Source organism: Pelomonas candidula (assembly GCF_043555985.1).
In the GTDB taxonomy this organism is placed as follows: domain Bacteria; phylum Pseudomonadota; class Gammaproteobacteria; order Burkholderiales; family Burkholderiaceae_C; genus Pelomonas; species Pelomonas candidula.
On record NZ_JBIGIC010000004.1, the window covers coordinates 121540 to 140242 of the forward strand.

General features: G+C 69.7%; 12 protein-coding genes. 3 read left to right on the plus strand and 9 right to left on the minus strand.

Annotation, left to right across the window (positions count from 1 at the left end; genetic code table 11):
* Nucleotides 1–148: 148 nt before the first annotated feature.
* From ACG04R_RS09355 to ACG04R_RS09395, 9 genes are read right to left on the minus strand one after another with little or no spacing between them, the layout of a single operon-like run.
* On the minus strand, nt 149–1747 hold the full coding sequence (locus ACG04R_RS09355) for a glycoside hydrolase family 43 protein (protein ID WP_394408626.1): 1599 nt from the start codon (nt 1745–1747) through the stop codon (nt 149–151).
* A complete protein-coding gene (locus ACG04R_RS09360; RefSeq protein ID WP_394408629.1) occupies nt 1744–3606 on the minus strand; it encodes a glycoside hydrolase family 30 beta sandwich domain-containing protein in 1863 nt (620 codons plus the stop codon). Before ACG04R_RS09360 ends, ACG04R_RS09355 begins: the two co-directional genes overlap by 4 nt.
* 3 nt (nt 3607–3609) lie before the next feature.
* A complete protein-coding gene (gene tkt, locus ACG04R_RS09365; protein WP_394408632.1) occupies nt 3610–5601 on the minus strand; it encodes a transketolase in 1992 nt (663 codons plus the stop codon).
* A 5-nt stretch (nt 5602–5606) separates the two neighbouring features.
* Nucleotides 5607–6554, minus strand: coding sequence for a transaldolase (gene tal / locus ACG04R_RS09370; protein WP_394408635.1), 948 nt, complete (start codon nt 6552–6554; stop codon nt 5607–5609).
* A 60-nt stretch (nt 6555–6614) separates the two neighbouring features.
* Nucleotides 6615–8081 carry a xylulokinase gene (gene xylB, locus ACG04R_RS09375; protein ID WP_394408638.1) on the minus strand — a complete coding sequence of 489 codons (1467 nt, stop codon included), beginning with the start codon at nt 8079–8081 and terminating at the stop codon, nt 6615–6617.
* Nucleotides 8082–8095: 14 nt separating this feature from the next.
* A complete protein-coding gene (gene xylA / locus ACG04R_RS09380; protein WP_394408641.1) occupies nt 8096–9412 on the minus strand; it encodes a xylose isomerase in 1317 nt (438 codons plus the stop codon).
* A 41-nt stretch (nt 9413–9453) separates the two neighbouring features.
* A complete protein-coding gene (locus ACG04R_RS09385; RefSeq protein WP_394408644.1) occupies nt 9454–10971 on the minus strand; it encodes an MFS transporter in 1518 nt (505 codons plus the stop codon).
* Nucleotides 10972–11024: 53 nt separating this feature from the next.
* Nucleotides 11025–12680 carry a glycoside hydrolase family 43 protein gene (locus ACG04R_RS09390; protein WP_394408647.1) on the minus strand — a complete coding sequence of 552 codons (1656 nt, stop codon included), beginning with the start codon at nt 12678–12680 and terminating at the stop codon, nt 11025–11027.
* A gap of 15 nt (nt 12681–12695) precedes the next feature.
* On the minus strand, nt 12696–14252 hold the full coding sequence (locus ACG04R_RS09395) for an MFS transporter (protein WP_394408650.1): 1557 nt from the start codon (nt 14250–14252) through the stop codon (nt 12696–12698).
* A gap of 235 nt (nt 14253–14487) precedes the next feature.
* Between ACG04R_RS09395 and ACG04R_RS09400 the strand changes: the two genes are divergently transcribed.
* The 3 genes from ACG04R_RS09400 to ACG04R_RS09410 all read left to right on the plus strand — a co-directional run bounded on the left by ACG04R_RS09400 (nt 14488) and on the right by ACG04R_RS09410 (nt 18687).
* Nucleotides 14488–16623: an alpha-glucuronidase family glycosyl hydrolase gene (locus ACG04R_RS09400; protein ID WP_394408653.1), complete on the plus strand. Its 2136-nt coding sequence runs from the start codon at nt 14488–14490 to the stop codon at nt 16621–16623.
* A 97-nt stretch (nt 16624–16720) separates the two neighbouring features.
* Entirely contained in the window at nt 16721–17809 is a 1089-nt protein-coding gene (locus ACG04R_RS09405) for a LacI family DNA-binding transcriptional regulator (protein WP_394408656.1), read from the plus strand.
* A 47-nt stretch (nt 17810–17856) separates the two neighbouring features.
* Complete coding sequence (locus ACG04R_RS09410; protein WP_394408659.1) at nt 17857–18687, plus strand: NAD-dependent epimerase/dehydratase family protein; 831 nt, start codon at nt 17857–17859, stop codon at nt 18685–18687.
* Nucleotides 18688–18703: the final 16 nt, after the last annotated feature.

Consider the following 18703-nt stretch of genomic DNA (forward strand, 5'->3'; position numbering starts at 1 on the left):
ACAATGACCGATAAAACACGTTGAGCTGACGGTTGTTCGGTGAGAACTTTGAACAGCGACGCTCCTTGCATTCCAGGCGCGTCGCGTGCGGCTGAATCCGCCGGCCGCGGGCTCCGTTGACGGCGTCGTAGCCGTCATCCAGCGCGCGTCAAGGCTCGCGGGCGTACAGCGCGAAGCCCAGGTCGACCGGCTTGCCGGCCTTGTCCAGCAGTGGCCGGCCGTCCACCAGCGCTTCGCCGCCGGCGTAGACGTCGCGGCGGCTGACGCGGGCGTAGATCGCTGCGGCGCCCTTCGCGGCGCGCAGCTCCAGCGCGTAGCGCCGGCCTGCCTTCAGCAGCACCGGCGGGCCGCCGACGAGGTCGATGTGCAGCAGTCCCGGGCCCTGCGGTTCGTACGCGAGGGCCAGGCCGTCATCGCCGCCTAGTAGGCTCGCGCCGGGGCCTGAGCCGTTCGTGCCCAGGTCCAGCAGCGCCAGGCGCAGCGGCTGGCCCGGCTGCGTGCCCTGGCCGTCGCCGGCGTACAGGCTGATGCGGCCCAGCGTGAGGTCGGCCGTTGGCGTGAAGGTCTGTGTGATGCGGCTGATGCCGCCGGTGTGGTTGAAGCCGATGGGATCGGGCGCCTCGTCGAACGGGGACGTGACGGACGCGAGCGCCGGCCGGCCCGGCCAGGCCTGCGGATAGCCCTGCTCGAACTGCACGACGCGCAGGCGTTCGTCGCTGCGGCCGTGGTCGACGGGCGGTGGCGCGGGTGTCAGCGCGGGCGGTGGCTGGCTGATGCCGGCCTCGGTCTGCACGACGGGTTGCATGCTGCCGTCGGGCCGGTAGAGCAGGTGTTCGATGGTCACCGAGCGGCGGCCCAGGGCGCCGGTCTGGCCGTCGGGCAGCGTCAGCGCGGCGTTGTGGGCGATGAGGTAGGAGCCGCCCTTGAAGTCGTCCACGATGCCGGGGTGGATGGTGTAGCTGTTCTTCGCCGGGCCGGTCAGCAGGCCGCGGTAGGTCCACGGGCCGCGCATGCTGGGCGCCGTCGCGTAGGCCAGGTGCTCGTTGAAGCCCTGGTGCGCCAGCGCGGCGTAGGTCATGTAGTAGATCCCGTGGCGCTTGGAGATCCACGGGCCCTCCGTGTAGTTGGGCAGCGCGATCTTCTCGATGGCGCCGTCCAGCTCGATCATGTTGGGCTTGAGCCGCGCGAGGTAGAGCACCGGGTTGCCCCAGGCCAGCCACGCGGTGCCGTCGTCGTCGACGAAGACCGTGGGGTCGATGTCGTTCCAGCCGTAGGGCGCGGGCGTCGTGGCGTCGGTGATGAGCGCCGAGCCGCGGGCGTCCCTGAACGGGCCCAGCGGGTGGTCGCCGACCGCGACGCCGATGGCCTTGCCGGGGTGGCTGTCGTCGTGCTGGACGGTGACATAGAAGTAGTACTTGCCGTTGCGCTTGACGACCTGGGCGGCCCAGGCATCGGCCACGGCCCACTTGAAGTCGGTGGGCCTGAGCATGGGGCCGTGTGCGGTCCAGGTCTTCATGTCGCGCGACGAGTAGGCCAGCCACTCGTTCATGCGGAACATGTCCTTGCCCCTGGCTTCGTCATGGCCCACGTAGAGGTAGACGGTGTCGCCGTCCACCAGCGGCGCCGGGTCGGCGGTGAAGACGTCGCGCAGCAGCGGGTTGCTGCCCGGGGCCGGCCCGGCGGCAAGGGCGCTGCCCAGCAGCAGTGAGGCGGCCAGCGCGGTCAGTGGCGGGAGCAGGCGCGTCATGGGGTGTCCGTGTTGACGACCGTCGTGATGCTCTTCGCGGGCAGCGTCACGCTGAAGCTGCCGGCGCTGGCGGCAAGGTTCGTGAGCTTCGCGAAGCTCTCTGTGGCGGAGGTGCGATAGGGCGTCCAGGCGGCAGGGCTGCGGCCGGCCACGGCGACGGACAGCGTGCGGTCGACGCTGCCGTCGTTGATGAGCACGATGACCGCCTGACCGCCGGTGCCGCCGTAGGCCGACAGGCTGACGCCGTCCAGCGGCTGCGCGGTGGCGTCCACGCGCGTGAAGCCGGGCCGCACGAAGTAGGCGAAGTGCTTGAGCCCGAGGCCGAAATGGTTGGGCTTGTTGGCGTTGTCGACGAGCCCGGTGGGCTTGTTGTCGTCGGAGTTGACCAGCCACCAGTGCACGTAGGCGTTGTACTGGCCCAGCGTCATGCCGTCGTGGATCTCGCGGGCGATGGCGAGCGCGTCGTCGATGCTGGTGGTCCACGCCGTGCCGGTACTGGACTTGTTGACCGAGTCCAGGAAGTGCTCGGTCATCCAGACTGCCTTGCCCTGGCGGGCGGCTTCCGCGCTGAACTGCGGCACGCCGCCGTAGAGGTGGCCGCCGATGATGGCGATGTTCTGCGCCGCCTTGTCGTCGGCCAGCAGCGCCTCGGTCGTCGTCGGCGAGAAGTTCAGCGACTCGGGGGCGATCAGCCGCGTCGACGTGCCGGCCACCGCCGCTGCGCCGTAGGTGCCCAGCCAGGCCTTCAGCTCGTCGGCGTTCCACAGGCAGGACTCGTAGTTGGTGGGGTCCCAGTCCGGCTCGTTCTGCGGTGAGATGGCTGCCAGGTTCACGCCACGCGTCGCCGCGTAGCGGATGTAGGCGTTCAGGTATTGCGCGTAGGCGCCGTACTGGGCCGGGTCCAGCCGGCCGCTCCAGAGCGGGTCGGTGCGGTCGGCGTTGACGATCTTCAGGCTGGCCGGCGGTGACCAGCTGGACGAGAACACCCGCGCGCCGCGCGCCTGGGCCGCGGTGCCGTTGGCGAGTTCGGCTGTCCAGGCGCTGGTGTCGGCCGTCTGCGTGGTGGCGTTCCACGCGGCCGGCGCGATGCGCAGCCGCAGGATGCTGAGCCCCAGGCTGTCGGGCAGCTGCGTGCCGAAGAGCGTGTCGAGCCGGGTCTGGCTCATCGTCGTGTAGTACCAGGCCGCCGAGCCGCCGAAGCCGTCGATGACCTGCCGCGTGGCCGTGAAGTCGATGCTGGCGGGCGTAGCCGCGGGCTTCACGGTCAACAGTGTGCTGACCCAGGCCGGCTGGTAGTGCGCCGAGTCCTGCGGCATGAAGCGGGCCTGCAGCACGACGCTGCCGGCGCTCGCCGTGGCGGCGGCCAGCGTGCGGCCGTCGGCGGTCTGGAACGACGCGGCATCGGCCGTGCCCTGCACACCGTACAGCGCGCGCGGCGCCGTGCCGAGCAGCGCGGGCGTCAGCGTGGCGCCCTGGGCCACGGCGGCCGGCGTGTCCCACCGCACGGCGGGGGCCGCCTTGTCGATGCGCAGCGTGCGCGTGGCCGTCGTGGTGGCGTAGCGGCTGCCGTCCTGCGGCGTGAAGGTGACGGTCAGCGTCTGCGTGCCCACCTCGGGCTTGCTGCCTGCCGCCGGCGAGTAGGCAAAGCTGCCGGCCACGCCGGACTTCGCGTTCAGCTGCGCCGCGCTGAGCGCGGTGCCCCAGCCGATGGCGGCGGGGTCGGGCCAGCTGATGTCGGGTGTGGCGAGTGACGCGGTGGGCGGCGTGGTGGGCGTCGCGGTGGCCGAGCCTCCGCCACCACCACCGCCGCAGCCGGTGGCCAGCAGACCCAGGAGCACGGCGGCAGCGGCGGCGCGCATCGGTCAGCGCCCCAGGCAGCCCAACGCGGCATCGACGACGGCCTGCACCGTCACGCCGAAGTGCGCGTACAGCGCCGCCGCCGGGGCGGATTCGCCGAAGGTGTCGATGCCGACGACCGCACCGTCCAGCCCCACATACTGCCGCCATGGCGGCGTGACGCCAGCCTCCACCGCCACGCGCGGCACGCCGTCGGGCAGCACGGTGCGTCGCCAGTCGGCGTCCTGCTGCTCGAAGGTGAAGCACGACGGCATGGACACGACGCGGGCGTTCACGCCGGCCTCGGCCAGCTTCGCCAGCGCCTTGACGGCCAGGTCCAGCTCCGAGCCGGTGGCGATGAGCACGAGTTGCAGCGGCCGGTCGGCTGCCTCACGCACCAGCACGTAGCCGCCGCGGCGGATGGCATCAAGGGTGTCGGCGTCGCGCGGCTGGTGCTGCAGGTTCTGGCGCGACAGGATCAGCGCGGTGGGCGTGTGTCGGTGGCGCACGGCGTTCTGCCAGGCCACCAGCGTCTCGACCGCGTCGCCCGGGCGCCACAGGTCCAGGTTGGGCACCAGGCGCAGCGTCGCGACCTGCTCGACCGGCTGGTGCGTGGGGCCGTCCTCGCCGAGACCGATGGAGTCGTGCGTGAAGACGTAGATCGGATTCGTGCGCATCAGCGCGGCCATGCGGATGGCGTTGCGCGCGTACTCCGAGAACATCAGGAAGGTGCCGCCGAACGGGCGCCAGCCGCCGTGCAGCGCGATGCCGGTCTGGATGGCCACCATCGCGAACTCGCGCACGCCGTAGTGCAGGTAGTTGCCGCCGGCCGCGCCCGGCTCGACGGAGCGGCAGCCCTTCCACTGCGTCAGGTTGGACGGTGCCAGGTCGGCCGAGCCGCCCAGCAGCTCGGGCATGCCCGGCGCGAGAAGGTTGATGCTGTTCTGCGAGGCCTTGCGCGACGCGATGGTCTCGGCCTTGGCAACCGCCTCGGCGAGCTGCGCAACGCTGCGCGCGTCGAAGTCGGCCGGCAGTTCACCGCGCATGCGGCGCATGAACTCGGCGGCTCGCGGGTGGGCAGCGAGCACTGCCTCCCACTCGCGCTGTGCGGTGGCGCCGCGCTCACGGGCATCCAGTGGCGCGCGCGCTTCAGCCGGCACGACGAAGGGCGCGTACGGCCAGGCCAGCGCCTCGCGAACGGCCGCCACCTCGGCAGCGCCCAGTGGCGCGCCGTGCACGTCGTGGCCGCCGGCCTTGTTGGGCGAGCCCTTGCCGATGGTCGTCTTCGCGCAGATCAGCGTGGGCTTGCCGACGTCGTCGGTGGCAGCGTTCAGCGCGGCGTCTATTGAACCGAAGTCATGGCCGTCGACATCGCGGATGACGCGCCAGCCGTAGGCCTCGAAGCGCGCCGGCGTGTCGTCGCCGAACCAGCCCTTCACGTCGCCGTCGATGGAGATGCCGTTGTCGTCGTAGATGACGACCAGCTTGCCCAGACCCCAGGTGCCGGCCAGCGAGCAGGCCTCGTGCGAGATGCCTTCCATCAGGCAGCCGTCGCCGACGAAGACGAAGGTGCGGTGGTCGACGAGCGTGTGTTCGGTGGTGTTGAACTCGGCTGCGAGCAACTGCTCGGCCAGTGCCATGCCGATGGCGTTGGCCAGGCCCTGGCCCAGCGGGCCGGTGGTCGTCTCGACGCCGGGCGTCAGGCCCACCTCGGGGTGGCCGGGCGTCTTGCTGTGCATCTGGCGGAAGGCCTTCAGCTCCTCGATGGGCAGGTCGTAGCCGCTCAGGTGCAGCAGCCCGTACAGCAGCATGGAGCCGTGGCCGTTGGACAGCACGAATCGGTCGCGGCCGGGCCAGTGCGGGTCGGCCGGGTTGTGGCGCAGGTGGCGGCTCCACAGCACGGCAGCGATGTCGGCCATGCCCATGGGCATGCCGGGGTGGCCGGAGTTGGCCTGCTGCACGGCGTCGACCGCGAGCATGCGCAGCGCGTTGGCGGCGAGGGTGAGGTTCTGTGTCATGGGTCTCAACCTTGGGTGGAGCGGATCAACTGCTCCAGCGTTTCGGTGTCGGCGATGAACTGCTTGATGCCGTCGGTGAGCTTGTCGTGGGCCATCGCGTCGGCGGCGAGTGCCGCGTTGAATTCGGCCTCGGTCAGCGGCGCCGGCTTGGCTTCGACGCTCCCCGTGTGCAACAGCCGGCGCTCGACGGGCGTGTTCGCCGCATCCAACTCGGCCAGCAGCGCGGGGCTGATGGTCATCAGGTCGCAGCCGGCCAGCGCAATGATCTGGCCGCTGTTGCGGAAGCTCGCGGCCATCACCTCGGTGGTGATGCCGTGGCGCTTGTAGTGTGTGTAGATCTCGACGACAGAGCGCACGCCGGGGTCGTTGGGCCCGGCCATCGCGGCCTCGTCCCAGCTCTTGCCGGCGGTCTTCTTGAACCAGTCGTAGATGCGGCCCACGAACGGCGAGATCAGCTTCACGCCGGCGTCGGCGCAGGCCTTGGCCTGGGCCAGGCAGAACAGCAGCGTCAGGTTGGTGTGGATGCCTTGCTGCTCAAGCTCGCGGGCGGCCTGGATGCCTTCCCACGTGGACGCGAGCTTGATGAGCACGCGCGCCTTGGGCACGCCGGCAGCGGCGTACAGCTCGATGAGGCGCCTGGCGGTGGCGACCGACGCGGCCGTGTCGTACGACAGGCGCGGATCGATCTCGGTGGAGACGCGGCCTGGCACCACCTTCAGGATCTCGACGCCGAAGGCCACCAGCAGATGCTCGGTGACCGTGGTTGCCGGCGCGCCCGGGTGGGCGGCCACGGCCTGCTCCAGCAGCGCGCGGTAGCGGGGCTGCTGCACGGCCTTCAGCACGAGGGAGGGGTTGGTCGTCGCGTCCTGCGGGCGGAACTGTGCGAGCTGATCGAAGTCGCCGGTGTCGGCGACGACGGTGGTGTGTTGGCGGAGCTGGTCGAGGCTGTTCATGTCGGGCAAAGCGCGGCCCTGCCGCGGTCAAGCAGCACAGGCCGAGGGGTGAGAAAGGAGTTAGCTGAACTCGCTGCGCAGCGCCGTGTAGAGGCGCTGGAAGCGCTCGTAGCGGGGCTGCAGGGCGGCAGCGAGCGCGGGATCGGGTTCGGCGACGCGGGCGACGTCGGGCGTGCGGCAGACCTCGTCCACCGTGCCGCCGCAGGCCAGCCACGCCAGGCGCGCGGCGCCCAAAGCGCCGCCGGCCTCGGAGCCGACGCCGTTGACGAGGCGCACGTTCAAGAGCGACGCGAGCAGCCTGGCCCACCACTCGCTGCGCGCACCGCCGCCGACCAGCCACAGCTGCTCGGCATGGCCGCCTCCGGCCTGCAGCGCGCGCCAGCCGTCCAGCAGCGCAAAGCCGACGCCTTCGAGGACGGCATAGCCCATCTCGGCGGCGCCGTGTTCGTGCGTGAGGCCGAAGAACACGCCTTGCGCGTTGGCGTTGTTGTGCGGCGTGCGTTCGCCGCTGAGGTAGGGCAGGAAGATGGGCGCCTGCTGGCGCTGCGTGTCGCTCAGCGCGGCGGCCTTGGCGATGAGGTCGGCCTCGCCACCGGGCATGCCCAGCATCAACGTGACCCAGCGCAGCGCACTGGCGGCGCTGAGGATGACGCTCATCTGGTGCCAGGTGTCCGGCAGCGCGTGGCAGAAGGCATGCACCGCGCGGGCGGGGTTGGGGCTGAACGCCTCGTTGCACAGGAAGATGACGCCCGACGTACCCAGCGACAGGAAGCCGTCGCCGGGCTTCACGACGCCCATGCCGACGGCGCTGGCGGCGTTGTCGCCCCCACCACCTGCGATGGGAATGCCCGGCGTGAGGCCCCAGCGCTCGGCCAGATCGCGCTTGAGCGCTGCGCTCGGCTCGCTGCCTTCGACGAGGCGGGGCATGTGGCCCTCGTTCAGGCCGGTCAGTGCCAGCGCTTCGGGCGACCAGCGGCGGCGTGCGACGTCCAGCCACAGCGTGCCGGCGGCGTCGCTCATCTCGCTGACGAAGGAGCCGCTGAGCTGGAAGCGCAGCCAGTCCTTGGGCAGCAGCACCTTCGCCACCTTGGCGAACAGCGCCGGCTCGTGCTGGCGCATCCATGCCAGCTTCGGCGCCGTGAAGCCCGGCATCGCGAGGTTGCCGGTGATGGCCGGCAGCTCGGGGCAGGCGGCCATCATCTCGGCGCACTGCGCGGCGCTGCGGCCGTCGTTCCACAGGATGGCCGGCCGCAGCACGGCGTCGGCCGCGTCCAGCGTGACGGCGCCATGCATCTGGCCCGACAGGCCGATTCCGCGCACCTGCGCGAGCGCGGCGGCGTGGTCTTGCTTGAGTTTGGCCATGCCGGCATCGAGCGCGGCCCACCAGTCAGCGGGGTTCTGCTCACTCCACAGCGGTTGCGGCCGTTGAACAGTGAGCGCCACGCCGGTGGTGGCGACGATGCGGTGCTGCTCGTCGAGCAGCAGCAGCTTGATCTCGGAGGTGCCGAGGTCGATGCCGAGGAACATGGCCGGGAACCCGATCAGACGAAGTTGTTGACGATGTTTTCCAGGCGCTCCTGGCGGCCCGAGCGAGGCTGCGGCGAGATGCCTTGCGCGTGGACCAGCGAAGCCAGATCGTCCAGCGATGCGCCGCCGGTGATCTTCTTGCCCAGCTCGCCGTTCCAGCCGGCGTAGCGGTCGGCCACGGTCTTCTCCAGCTGGCCGCTCTCGAACAGCGCAGCAGCGCTCAGGAAGGCGCGGGCCATCGTGTCCATGCCGCCGATGTGGCCTTCCAGCTGGTCGATCGGGTCGATGGACTGGCGGCGCACCTTGGCGTCGAAGTTGGTGCCGCCGGTGGTGTAGCCGCCGTGGCGGATCATCTCCAGCATGGCCGGCACGAGTTGCACGTGGTTGTTGGGGAACTGGTCGGTGTCCCAGCCCAGCTGCTCGTCGCCGCGGTTGGCGTCCAGCGAGCCGAAGATGCCCAGCGCGCAAGCCGTGGCGACTTCATGCTCGAAGCTGTGGCCGGCCAGCGTGGCGTGGTTGACCTCGATGTTGACCTTGACCTCGTTCTCCAGGCCGTAGGTCTTCAGGAAACCGTAGACCGTGGCGCTGTCGTAGTCGTACTGGTGCTTGGTGGGCTCCTGCGGCTTGGGCTCGATCAGGATGGTGCCCTTGAAGCCGATCTTGTGCTTGTGCTCGACGACCGACGACAGGAAGCGGCCGTACTGGGCCAGCTCGCGCTTGAGGTCGGTGTTCAGCAGGGTCTCGTAGCCTTCGCGGCCGCCCCACAGCACGTAGTTGGCGCCGCCCAGGCGGTTGGTCCACTCCAACACATGCTTCACCTGCGCAGCGGCGTAGGCATAGACCTCGGGGTCGGGGTTGGTCGCGGCGCCGCTCATGAAGCGGCCGTTGGAGAACAGGTTGGCCGTGCCCCACAGCAACTGCACCTTGCCGTCCTGCATCTTCTTGGCGGCGGCTTCGAGCAGGCCGTCGAGGATGCGGTTGGACTCGGCGAGGTTGGCGCCTTCGGGGGCGACGTCGCGGTCATGGAAGCACCAGTACGGCAGGCCCAGCTTGCCGAAGAAGTCGAACGCGGCGTCGAGCTTCATGTAGGCGGCCTTGACCGGGTCGGCTTCGTTGAACCAGGGGCGCTGGAACACGGTGTTGCCCAGGCCGAAGACGTCCTCGCCCTTCCAGCAGAAGTTGTGCCAGTAGCAGACGGCCGGGCGCAGGTGTTCGGCCAGCGTCTTGCCGAGGACGACGCGGTTGGCGTCGTACCAGCGGTAGGCCAGCGGGTTGGTGGAGGAGGGGCCTTCGTACTTGACGGTGGGGAGGTCGGAATAGACGGTGCTCATGGCGAGATCCTTACTGCGGGAAAGGGGTGGGATGGATAAGGTTAGGCGGCGGCTGGCAAGGCGCCAGCCTGAAGACGGCGCTGGGCGAGCTCTTCGGACATCTGCAGCGTGGTCTGCTTGTTCAGCTTGTTGAAGAGCAGGCAGATCGTGCAGGCGGCGAACAGCGCGCCGACGACGAAGCTGGACGCCACGCGGTAGCCCTCGATCGCGTTGGGCGACGAGGGCAGGTGGGTGTCGTAGCCGAAGAAGCCGGCCAGAATCCACAGGAAACCGGCACCGCCGAGGGCGAGCCCCACCTTCAGCGAGAAGCCGATGGTGGCGAACACCATGCCGGTGAAGCGGCGGCCGGTCTGCCACTCCGAGTAGTCAGCCGCGTCGGCGTACATGGACCACATGACGGCGACCGTCGGCGCGTAGACGACAGCGCTCAGCACTTGCAGGCCCAGCATCGCCCAGACGGCGTCGGGGGGGAGCAGGTACAGCGCGCAGGCGGTCAGCGTGCACAGGCCGAAGCAGACGATGCCGATGGCGCGCCTGCCGTAGCGTGCCGACAGGCCCATCGACAGCATGATGACGATCATGGTCGTCGCCGTTCCGGCCATGTTGACGATGCTGTTGAACACGTCGGCAGCGTTGGAGCCGGCCACGTTGTCGCGCGTGCCGTGGACGATGTAGCCCAGCCAGTCGCCCAGGCTGCCGGTGCTTTGCAGCTCCGGCGTGGTCAGCCCGAGGGTGGCGAGGAAGTCGAACATCGCGCCCTTGTCGGCGTAGTGGTGGTAGTAGTTGAATTGCGCCCCACCGCGCAGCGACAGCATGCCGAACTGGAACAGCGTGTAGAGCACCAGCGTGATCCACGGCCCGTTCTTCATCAGGTCGGCGAAGTCCTGCTTCGGCGAGGAGCTCGTTTCCTGGATGGGCTTGACGCGCTCCTTCGTCGTAAAGAACGTGACGAGGAACAGCACCAGGCAGGCGACGGCCCAGATGGACATCGTGACCTGCCAGCCATGCGCGCGGTCATGGCCTTGCGCGAACTTGGCCACCAGCGGCAGCGTGAAGCCGCTGACGATGAACTGCGCGGCATTGACCGACACGAAGCGGAACGAGTTGAGCTTGGTGCGCTCGTTCAGGTCCGCCGTCATGACCCCGCTCATGGCCGAGTAGGGCATGTTGTTCATCGAGTACAGCGTCATCAGCAGCGTGTTGGTGATGCCGGCGTACGCGATGACCATGCCGGTGCTCCATCCCCACGCCGGGTCGGGCGCCGTGTAGGCCAGCACCATGACGACCGCCCAGGGCACCGACGTCCACAGCACCCAGGGGCGGAACTTGCCCCAGCGCGTGTTGGTGCGGTCGGCCAGCACGCCCATGACGGGGTCGAAGACGGCGTCCCACAGCTTGGGCCACAGCAAGATGGCCGCGGCCGTGCTGGCCGACAGGCCGAACACGTCCGTGTAGAAGTTCACCTGGAACAGGATCATCGACATGAAGACCAGATTGGCCGCGGCATCGCCGCAGCTGTATCCGGCCTTCTCGATGAAGGACAAGGGCTGGCTTTTCATTTGTCTCCTCTTGTGCTTTTTGAGGTCGTCGCCCGTCGAGGGTCTGTCTGGAATCAGGCCTTGGCTTCGTACGAGAGGTAGTCGAAGTCGGCGGTCTTGCGCGTGCCGGCCAGGTCCTGACAGGCGATGCCGATGAAGTTGCCGGTGAATCCGAAGCTGTTGGCGAAGCCGTTGAGGAAGCGCGTCGCGAACTCGTCGCTCAGCATCGCGGCGTCCAGCGCCGGGCCGATGGCCTGCCAGGCAGCGCCGCCCTGGCGGAACTGGAACTGGTAGGTGTCATGGCTGAACTCGACGGCCAGATCCACCGGGCCGGCGGCCAGCGGAACGGGCGTGGCGGGGCCGCTGATCTGGCCGTCGCGGTTGACGGTCAGGTAGACGACGCGCTGCTCGCTGTCGAAGTCCCGCGTCACGTGCAGGTAGGCGTGGTTGCGCGTGTTGTAGTACGCGACCAGGCCGGCCATCTGGTGGAAGTTCTCGGGCTCGAACTCCACGCGCGTCTCGACACGGCAGTTGAAGTGCTGCTGGCGGCGCGCGACCAGGCTCTGGTCGAACAGGCTCATCAGCGACTCGCGGCCCGTCAGGCGCAGGTGGCCGGGGCGGGCGGTCAGCGACGCCCAGCTCTCGTCGAAGGGCTTGCGCAGCGAGTTCAGGTGGCCGTTGAACGTGGTCGAGTCGAAGTCGTCGCGGGCGGCTTCTGCCGGGAACGGATGCGGTGGCAGGTCGGGCAGCTCGACGTTCGTGCTGGGCTGCTGACCATTGCCACCGACGACCTCGGGCCAGTCGTCATCGCGCCAGTGGATGCGCTGCAGCGCGGTCTCGCGGCCCAGCGGGCAGTGCAGGCCGGCGTAGCCTTCCTCGGGCTTGTTGTTGGCGGCGTTGGGGCCGCTCCACTCCAGCGGGCGGCCGCACAGGTGGGCCATGAACCATTCGCCGGTGGCCGTTTCGACGAGGCTGGCGTGGCCGCTGCGCTGCAGGCCGTCGGTCTTCTTCTGCCAGGCAGTCAGCAGCGGGTTGCCGGGCAGCGTCTCGTAGGGGCCGTCCAGCTGGCGCGAACGGGCCAGCGTCACGGCGTGCTCGTAGAAGGTGCCGCCCTCGGCCGTCAGCAGGTAGTACCAGCCGTTGCGCACGTACAGGTGCGGGCCTTCGACGACGCCCAGCTCGGTGCCGCGGTAGATGTTCTTGATCGGGCCGACGAGCTTCCTGGCCTCGTGGTCGTACTCCTGCAGCAGGATGCCGTTGAAGTGGTGCTTGCCGGGCCAGTGCGTCCACTGCTGGTTGATGAGCCAGTGGCGACCGTCTTCGTCGTGGAACAGGCTGGGGTCGAAGCCCGAGCTGTTCAGGTAGATGGGCTCGCTCCACGGGCCGTCGATGCTGGGCGCCGTGATGAGGTAGTTGTGCGTGTCCTTGAACGCGCCGATCGTGGAGCGCACGTCGGTGTAGATGAGCCAGAACTGGCCGCCCGCATAGCTCAGGCACGGGGCCCAGACGCCGGCGGAGTCGGGGTGGCCGTTCAGGTCCAGCTGGCTGGTGCGCGTGACGGCGTAGCTGTGGTGGCGCCAGTTGACGAGGTCGCGCGAGTGGTGGATGCGCACGCCCGGCCACCATTCGAAGGTGGACGTGGCGATGTAGTAGTCATCGCCGTCTTTGCCCGGAACGCGGCAGATGGACGGGTCGGCGTGGAAGCCCGGCAGGATGGGATTGGCAATCATCGTCAGGAGGTGCGTTCAGGCGCCCGGTTGCGGGCGCGACTCAGGGGAAGTGGGAAGCAGGGAGGCCGGGCCGGTGTGCGACCGGCCGGCGTACAGGAGCAGCGCGCCGATGACCACGAGGCCGCCGGCGGCGGTGAGCGCCTGGGCGGCACCCGAGAACTTGGCAGCGGCGACACAGGCGTCCCAGTGCGAGGTGATGAGCCACGTCAGCGCCACGCCCAGCAGCGTGACGAGGCCGCCGGCCGTCAGCAGCGGGCGGTGGGCGCGGGCGAGGTCCAGCCCGGCGTCGATGTCCACGCGCTCGAAGCGGCCGCGGAACCACAGCCAGAAGATGGCGAGGCTGGTCAGGTGCATGACGCCGGCGTAGACGAAGGCCCACTGCTGCGTACCGGTCCACTGCACGGTCAGCGCCGTCAGCAGCGCGATGAACATGCCGCCGATGCCGCCGGCCGTGGAACCCAGGCCGATGACGGCGCCGGAGACCTTGGTGGGGAACAGGTCGGTTGCCGACGTCAGCAGGTTGGCCGACCAGGCCTGGTGGCAGGCGGTGGCCAGCGCGATCAGGGCCACACAGGCGGCGAAGCTGTCGACCCCGTAGGCCGCGATGCTGCCCGGCATGCAGGCCGCGAAGATGCCCATCGTTGCCATGCGCGCCTTGCCGACCGGCCAGCCGCGCTTGGCGAGGTGGCCCGACAGCCAGCCGCCGAAGATGGAACCGACGCTGGAGCCGAGGTAGATGACGGCCACGAGGCCGGCACTGGCCAGCGGGTTCTGGCCGCGCTCGCGCTCCAGGTAGGACGGCAGCCAGAACAGGAAGAACCACCAGACCGGGTCGGTCAACATCTTGCCGAGCAGGAAGGGCCAGATCTCGCGGTAGCGCAGCAGTGCCGTCCACGGCAGGGCCACGGTCTGCGTCGGCGCGGGCTGGCCGGCGCGGATGTAGCCCAGCTCGGCGGCCGACACGCCGGCGTGCTGCTCGGGCGGCTGGAAGCCGCGCTGCCAGAACACCAGCCACACGAGGCCGGTGAAGCCGATGGCGACGAAGGCGGACTGCCAACCGAAGGTCAGCGCCAGCCACACGGTGACCGGCGACGCGATGATGCCCAGGGCCGTGCCGGCGTTGAACAGCCCCGTGGCCAGCGCGCGTTCCTGCTGCGGGAACCACATCGCCACGGTCTTGATCGCGGCCGGGAAGTGCGCCGCCTCGGCCATGCCCAGCAGGAAGCGCACGACGACCAGGCCCAGCACCGTCGCGACCAGCCCGTGCGCGGCCGACGCCAGCGACCACAGTACCAGCGCCACACCCAGGCTGCGCTTGACGCCGAAGCGGTCGATGGCGGTGCCGATCAGCGGCGGGAAGGCCGCGTAGGCGGCTGTGAAGGCAAAGGTGATCCAGCCGTAGTCGGCATCGGTCAGCGCGAGGCCGCCGGCCTCGACGGGCTGCTGCAGGCTGGTCTTCAGCACCGACAGCGCGTTGCGGTCGAGGTAGTTGACCGTCGTCGCCGCGAACAGCAGCGCGCAGATCCACCAGCGCTGGCGGCCCACGGCCGTACCCGCTCCACCCGTCGTCACGCGGTCCGCCCGACGGGTTTGGTAGCGCTAGCGATATCGCACCGGGTATACCCCTGTCGCAGAGGCGACATTGGGGTCATTCCGGATGCTGCTGGTTTCAAGGCGTTGTCTCCGACGGGAAAGCGATGGCTGGATGCGATTGTGGCGGCTTGCGGGAACGAAATGTAGCGCTACCATTTGCATTCGCGCAAGCCGGGATTTCGTGAAACAGGCAGCACAAGTGCCAGGAGACAGGATGACGACCGTATTTCGATGGCTGGGACTGCTGCTGGGGCTGGCCCTGGCGCCCACGTGGGCGGCAGCCGAGGACGGCTACGACCTCTGGCTGCGCTACCGGCCGCTGGCCGGCGCGGCGCAGGCGCAAGTGCAGGCCCGGGCGCGCAGCCTCGTGCTGGCAGCGCCCACCTCGCCGACGACACAGGCCGCCGTCACCGAGCTGCGGCGCGGCATCCAAGGGCTCGCCGGGCGTGAGCCGGAGCTCACGTCACGCGTTTCGCCGGGTGCGCTGCTGCTCGTCACGCGCGCCCAGGCGCCGGCCGGCCTGGCCCTGTCTTGGGAGGAGCTGGGCCGCGAGGGCTACGCGCTGCGCCGTGCGACGCTGCAGGGCGCCGACGTGACCGTCATCGCTGCCAACGGCGACGTGGGCCTGCTCTATGGCAGCTTCGCCTGGCTGCGCGCGGCGCAGACGGGGGAGGATCTCTCGAAGCTGGATCAGCGCTCCGCACCCAAGGTGGCGCTGCGCATGTTGAACCACTGGGACAACCTGGACCGCCACGTCGAGCGCGGCTATGCCGGCGCGTCGCTGTGGGACTGGTGGAAGCTGCCGGACATCCTCGACCCACGCTACACGGACTACGCCCGCGCCAACGCCTCGCTGGGCATCAACGGCACGGTGCTGAACAACGTCAACGCCAAGGCTGATTCGCTGACCGCGCCTTACCTGGCGAAGGCGGCAGCGCTGGCCGGCGTGTTCCGGCCTTACGGCATCAAGGTCTATTTGTCGGCGCGGTTCTCGGCGCCGGTGGAACTTGGCGGGCTGAAGACGGCCGATCCGCTGGACCCGGCCGTGCGAGCCTGGTGGAAGGCCAAGGCCGACGAGGTCTACCGCGCGATCCCCGACTTCGGCGGCTTCCTCGTCAAGGCCAACTCCGAGGGCCAGCCCGGCCCGCAGGACTACGGCCGCAACCATGCCGACGGCGCCAACATGCTGGCCGAGGCGTTGGCCCCGCACGGCGGCGTCGTGCTGTGGCGGGCCTTCGTCTACGCGGCCGACGCGAGCGACCGTGCCAAGCAGGCTTACGCCGAGTTCCAGCCGCTGGACGGCAGGTTCGCGCCCAACGTCATCGTGCAGGTGAAGAACGGGCCCATCGACTTCCAGCCGCGCGAGCCCTTCCATCCGCTGTTCGGCGCGATGCCGAAGACGCCGCTGGCGCTGGAGCTGCAGATCACGAAGGAGTACCTGGGCTTCTCGACGCACCTCGTCCACCTCGGACCGCTGTTCGAGGAGGTGCTGCAGGCCGACACGGGCCACGGCGGCACGGTCGCGCGCGTCGTCGACGGCAGCCTGGAGGGGCACAAGCTGTCTGCCATCGCCGGCGTCGCCAACATCGGTACCGACCGCAACTGGAGCGGCTCGCAGTTCGACCAGGCCAACTGGTACGCCTTCGGTCGCCTGGCCTGGGACCCGGACACGAAGGCCGGGCGAATCGCCCGCGACTGGGTGGCCCAGACCTTCACGACCCGCCCCGCCGCGCGTGACGCGATCGTCGACATGATGCTGGCCTCGCGCGAGGCCGTCGTCGACTACATGACGCCGCTGGGTCTGCACCACCTGATGGACACCGGCCACCACTATGGCCCCGGCCCCTGGGTCAACAACCTGGAGCGCGCCGACTGGAACCCGACCTACTTCCACAAGGCGGGGCGTGACGGCATCGGCTTCGACCGCTCGCCAACGGGCAGCAACGCGGTCGCTCAGTACGCGCCGTCGGTGGCGCGGCTGTGGAGCGACCCGCGCACCACGCCGCCCGAGCTGCTGCTGTGGTTCCACCACCTGCCGTGGGACTACGCGATGCCGTCGGGCCGGACGCTGTGGGCCGAGCTGGTGGCGCGCTATGACCGCGGCGTCGCGACGGTGGACGACATGCGCCGGCGCTGGGCCGCGCTGGAGCCGGACATCGACCCGCAGCGGCACGCCGAGGTCGCAGCCTATCTGGCTGTGCAAGCCCGGGAGGCGCGTTGGTGGCGCGATGCTTGCATTGCCTATTTCCAGTCGGTCTCGGGCCTGCCGTTGCCGGCCGGCACGCGGCCGCCCGAGCAGAGCCTGGCGGCGTACCAGGCCTTGCGCTTCGGTTTCGCACCGGGGCGTTGAGGCAGGGGGCCGCTGTCGTGACCATGGTGGACAATCACGCTTCGGGCCGTGCAGCGCTCGCCGGCCGTCGAAGAACAACGAAAAGTCGAGGTGCAGATTGAAGCCAAACGCGCGCCAGGGGCGTAGCACCAAGGTCGCCACCATCGCCGATGTGGCCCAGATGGCCGGCGTGTCGCCGATGACGGTGTCACGCGTCGTCAACGGCGAGTTGAACGTGCGGCCCGGCACGCGCGAGAAGGTGCAGGCGGCCATCACGGCGCTGAACTACGTGCCCAACCAGGCGGCCCGCCGCCTGGCCGGCTCGGAGCCCATCCGCATCGGCATGCTCTACATCGACCCGAGCGCGGGCTACCTCAACGAGTTCCTCATCGGCCTGCTGAACAAGGCCAGCCTGCGCCACGTGCAGCTCGTCGTGCAGCGCTGCGATGCGGCCCGCGATGGCGAGGAGGCGCCGGTGGCCGAGATGATCGCCAACGGCATCGACGGCCTCATCCTGCCGCCGCCGTTCTGCGACTCGCAACCGCTGCTCAAGCTGGTGGCCGATACCGACACGCCGGCCGTCGTCGTCTCCGCTGGCCAGCCGCCCGCCGACGTCTGCGCGGTGGGCATCGACGACTACCAGGCCGCCTACGAGATGACCCGCCACCTGCTGAACCTGGGCCACCACCGCCTGGGCTTCATCATCGGCGACCCCTACCAGAGCAGCAGCGCACGCCGCCTGGCGGGCTTCCACGGCGCGATGCGCGACGCGGGCCTCAACATCGAGGAAGAAGAGGTCGTCGCCCAGGGCATGTTCACCTACCGCTCGGGCCTGGATGCGGCCGAGGGCCTGCTGACGCAGGAGCGCCGCCCGACGGCCATCTTCGCCAGCAACGACGACATGGCCGCGGCCACTGTCGCCATTGCCCACCGCCTGGGGCTGGACGTGCCCAGTGACCTGACCGTCGTCGGCTTCGACGACGCACCGCTGGCCACGACAATCTGGCCTGAACTCACGACCGTGCGCCAGCCCATCATGGAGATGGCCGGCGCCGCGGTGGACCTGCTGGTGCGCCACATCCGTGCGCGCCGCAGTGGCGAGCCTCTGCCCTGCGAGCACGAGCTCAAGGATTTCGAACTGGTCCGACGCCAGTCCGACGCCGCACCCCGTTTGCGTCCGCCTCTGCGCAAGGGCGCAGCCAGCTGACGCGCGGCGACCTCTCTTTTTCGAGGCCCGACGCGGGCCGCCTCCCCATGCAAGAACTGACTGGACTGCGCTTCAAGCGCCTTTTGTTGACCGGCGCTGCCGGTGCCCTGGGGCGCATGCTGCGCCCGCGCATGAAGCGCTACTGCGAGACGCTGCGCGTCTCCGACCTCTCGGCGATGGACCCGGCCGGCGAGGGCGAGGAAGTCGTCGTCGCGCCCCTTGAGGATGAGGCCGCGATGTACGACCTGCTGGACGGCGTCGACGCCGTGCTTCACTTCGGCGGCGTGTCCGTCGAGAAGCCGTTCAGCACCGTGCTGCCGGCCAACATCGTCGGCGCCTACAACCTCTACGAGGCCGCACGCCGCCGGGGCACAAAGCGCATCGTCTTCGCCAGCTCCAACCATGTGACGGGCTTCTACGGCCAGGGCGAGACCATCCCCGCCCACGTCGTGCCGCGCCCGGACAGCTACTACGGCCTGTCCAAGGCGTTCGGCGAGAACCTCGCGCAGTTCTACTTCGAGCGCCACGGCCTGGAGACCGTCAGCATCCGCATCGGCTCCTGCGTGCCCGAGCCGCAGGACCGCCGCCACCTGTCGAGCTGGATCAGCCACGACGACATGGAGCGCCTGCTCGTTGCCGCGCTGACCGCGCCGGTCGTCGGCCACAGCATCGTCTATGGCGTCAGCGAGAACCGCTCGACGTGGTGGGACAACTCGCAGGGCCGGCACGTGGGCTACCGCCCGCAGGACAGCTCCGAACCCTGGCGCGCCGCCGTCGAGGCGAAGCAGCCGCACATCGACCCGACGCAGCCCGAAGCCCGCTACCAGGGCGGGGCCTTCGTCACGCTGGGCCCGTTCCCGTTCGCTGGGCAGGAGTGAGCATGAGCGCAGCGAC

Coding starts and splice junctions, on each gene's coding strand:
- ACG04R_RS09355 (WP_394408626.1), bottom strand. CDS start 1,747: ATGACGCGCCTGCTCCCGCCACTGACCGCGCTGGCCGCCTCACTGCTG.
- ACG04R_RS09360 (WP_394408629.1), bottom strand. CDS start 3,606: ATGCGCGCCGCCGCTGCCGCCGTGCTCCTGGGTCTGCTGGCCACCGGC.
- tkt (WP_394408632.1), bottom strand. CDS start 5,601: ATGACACAGAACCTCACCCTCGCCGCCAACGCGCTGCGCATGCTCGCG.
- tal (WP_394408635.1), bottom strand. CDS start 6,554: ATGAACAGCCTCGACCAGCTCCGCCAACACACCACCGTCGTCGCCGAC.
- xylB (WP_394408638.1), bottom strand. CDS start 8,081: ATGTTCCTCGGCATCGACCTCGGCACCTCCGAGATCAAGCTGCTGCTG.
- xylA (WP_394408641.1), bottom strand. CDS start 9,412: ATGAGCACCGTCTATTCCGACCTCCCCACCGTCAAGTACGAAGGCCCC.
- ACG04R_RS09385 (WP_394408644.1), bottom strand. CDS start 10,971: ATGAAAAGCCAGCCCTTGTCCTTCATCGAGAAGGCCGGATACAGCTGC.
- ACG04R_RS09390 (WP_394408647.1), bottom strand. CDS start 12,680: ATGATTGCCAATCCCATCCTGCCGGGCTTCCACGCCGACCCGTCCATC.
- ACG04R_RS09400 (WP_394408653.1), top strand. CDS start 14,488: ATGACGACCGTATTTCGATGGCTGGGACTGCTGCTGGGGCTGGCCCTG.
- ACG04R_RS09410 (WP_394408659.1), top strand. CDS start 17,857: ATGCAAGAACTGACTGGACTGCGCTTCAAGCGCCTTTTGTTGACCGGC.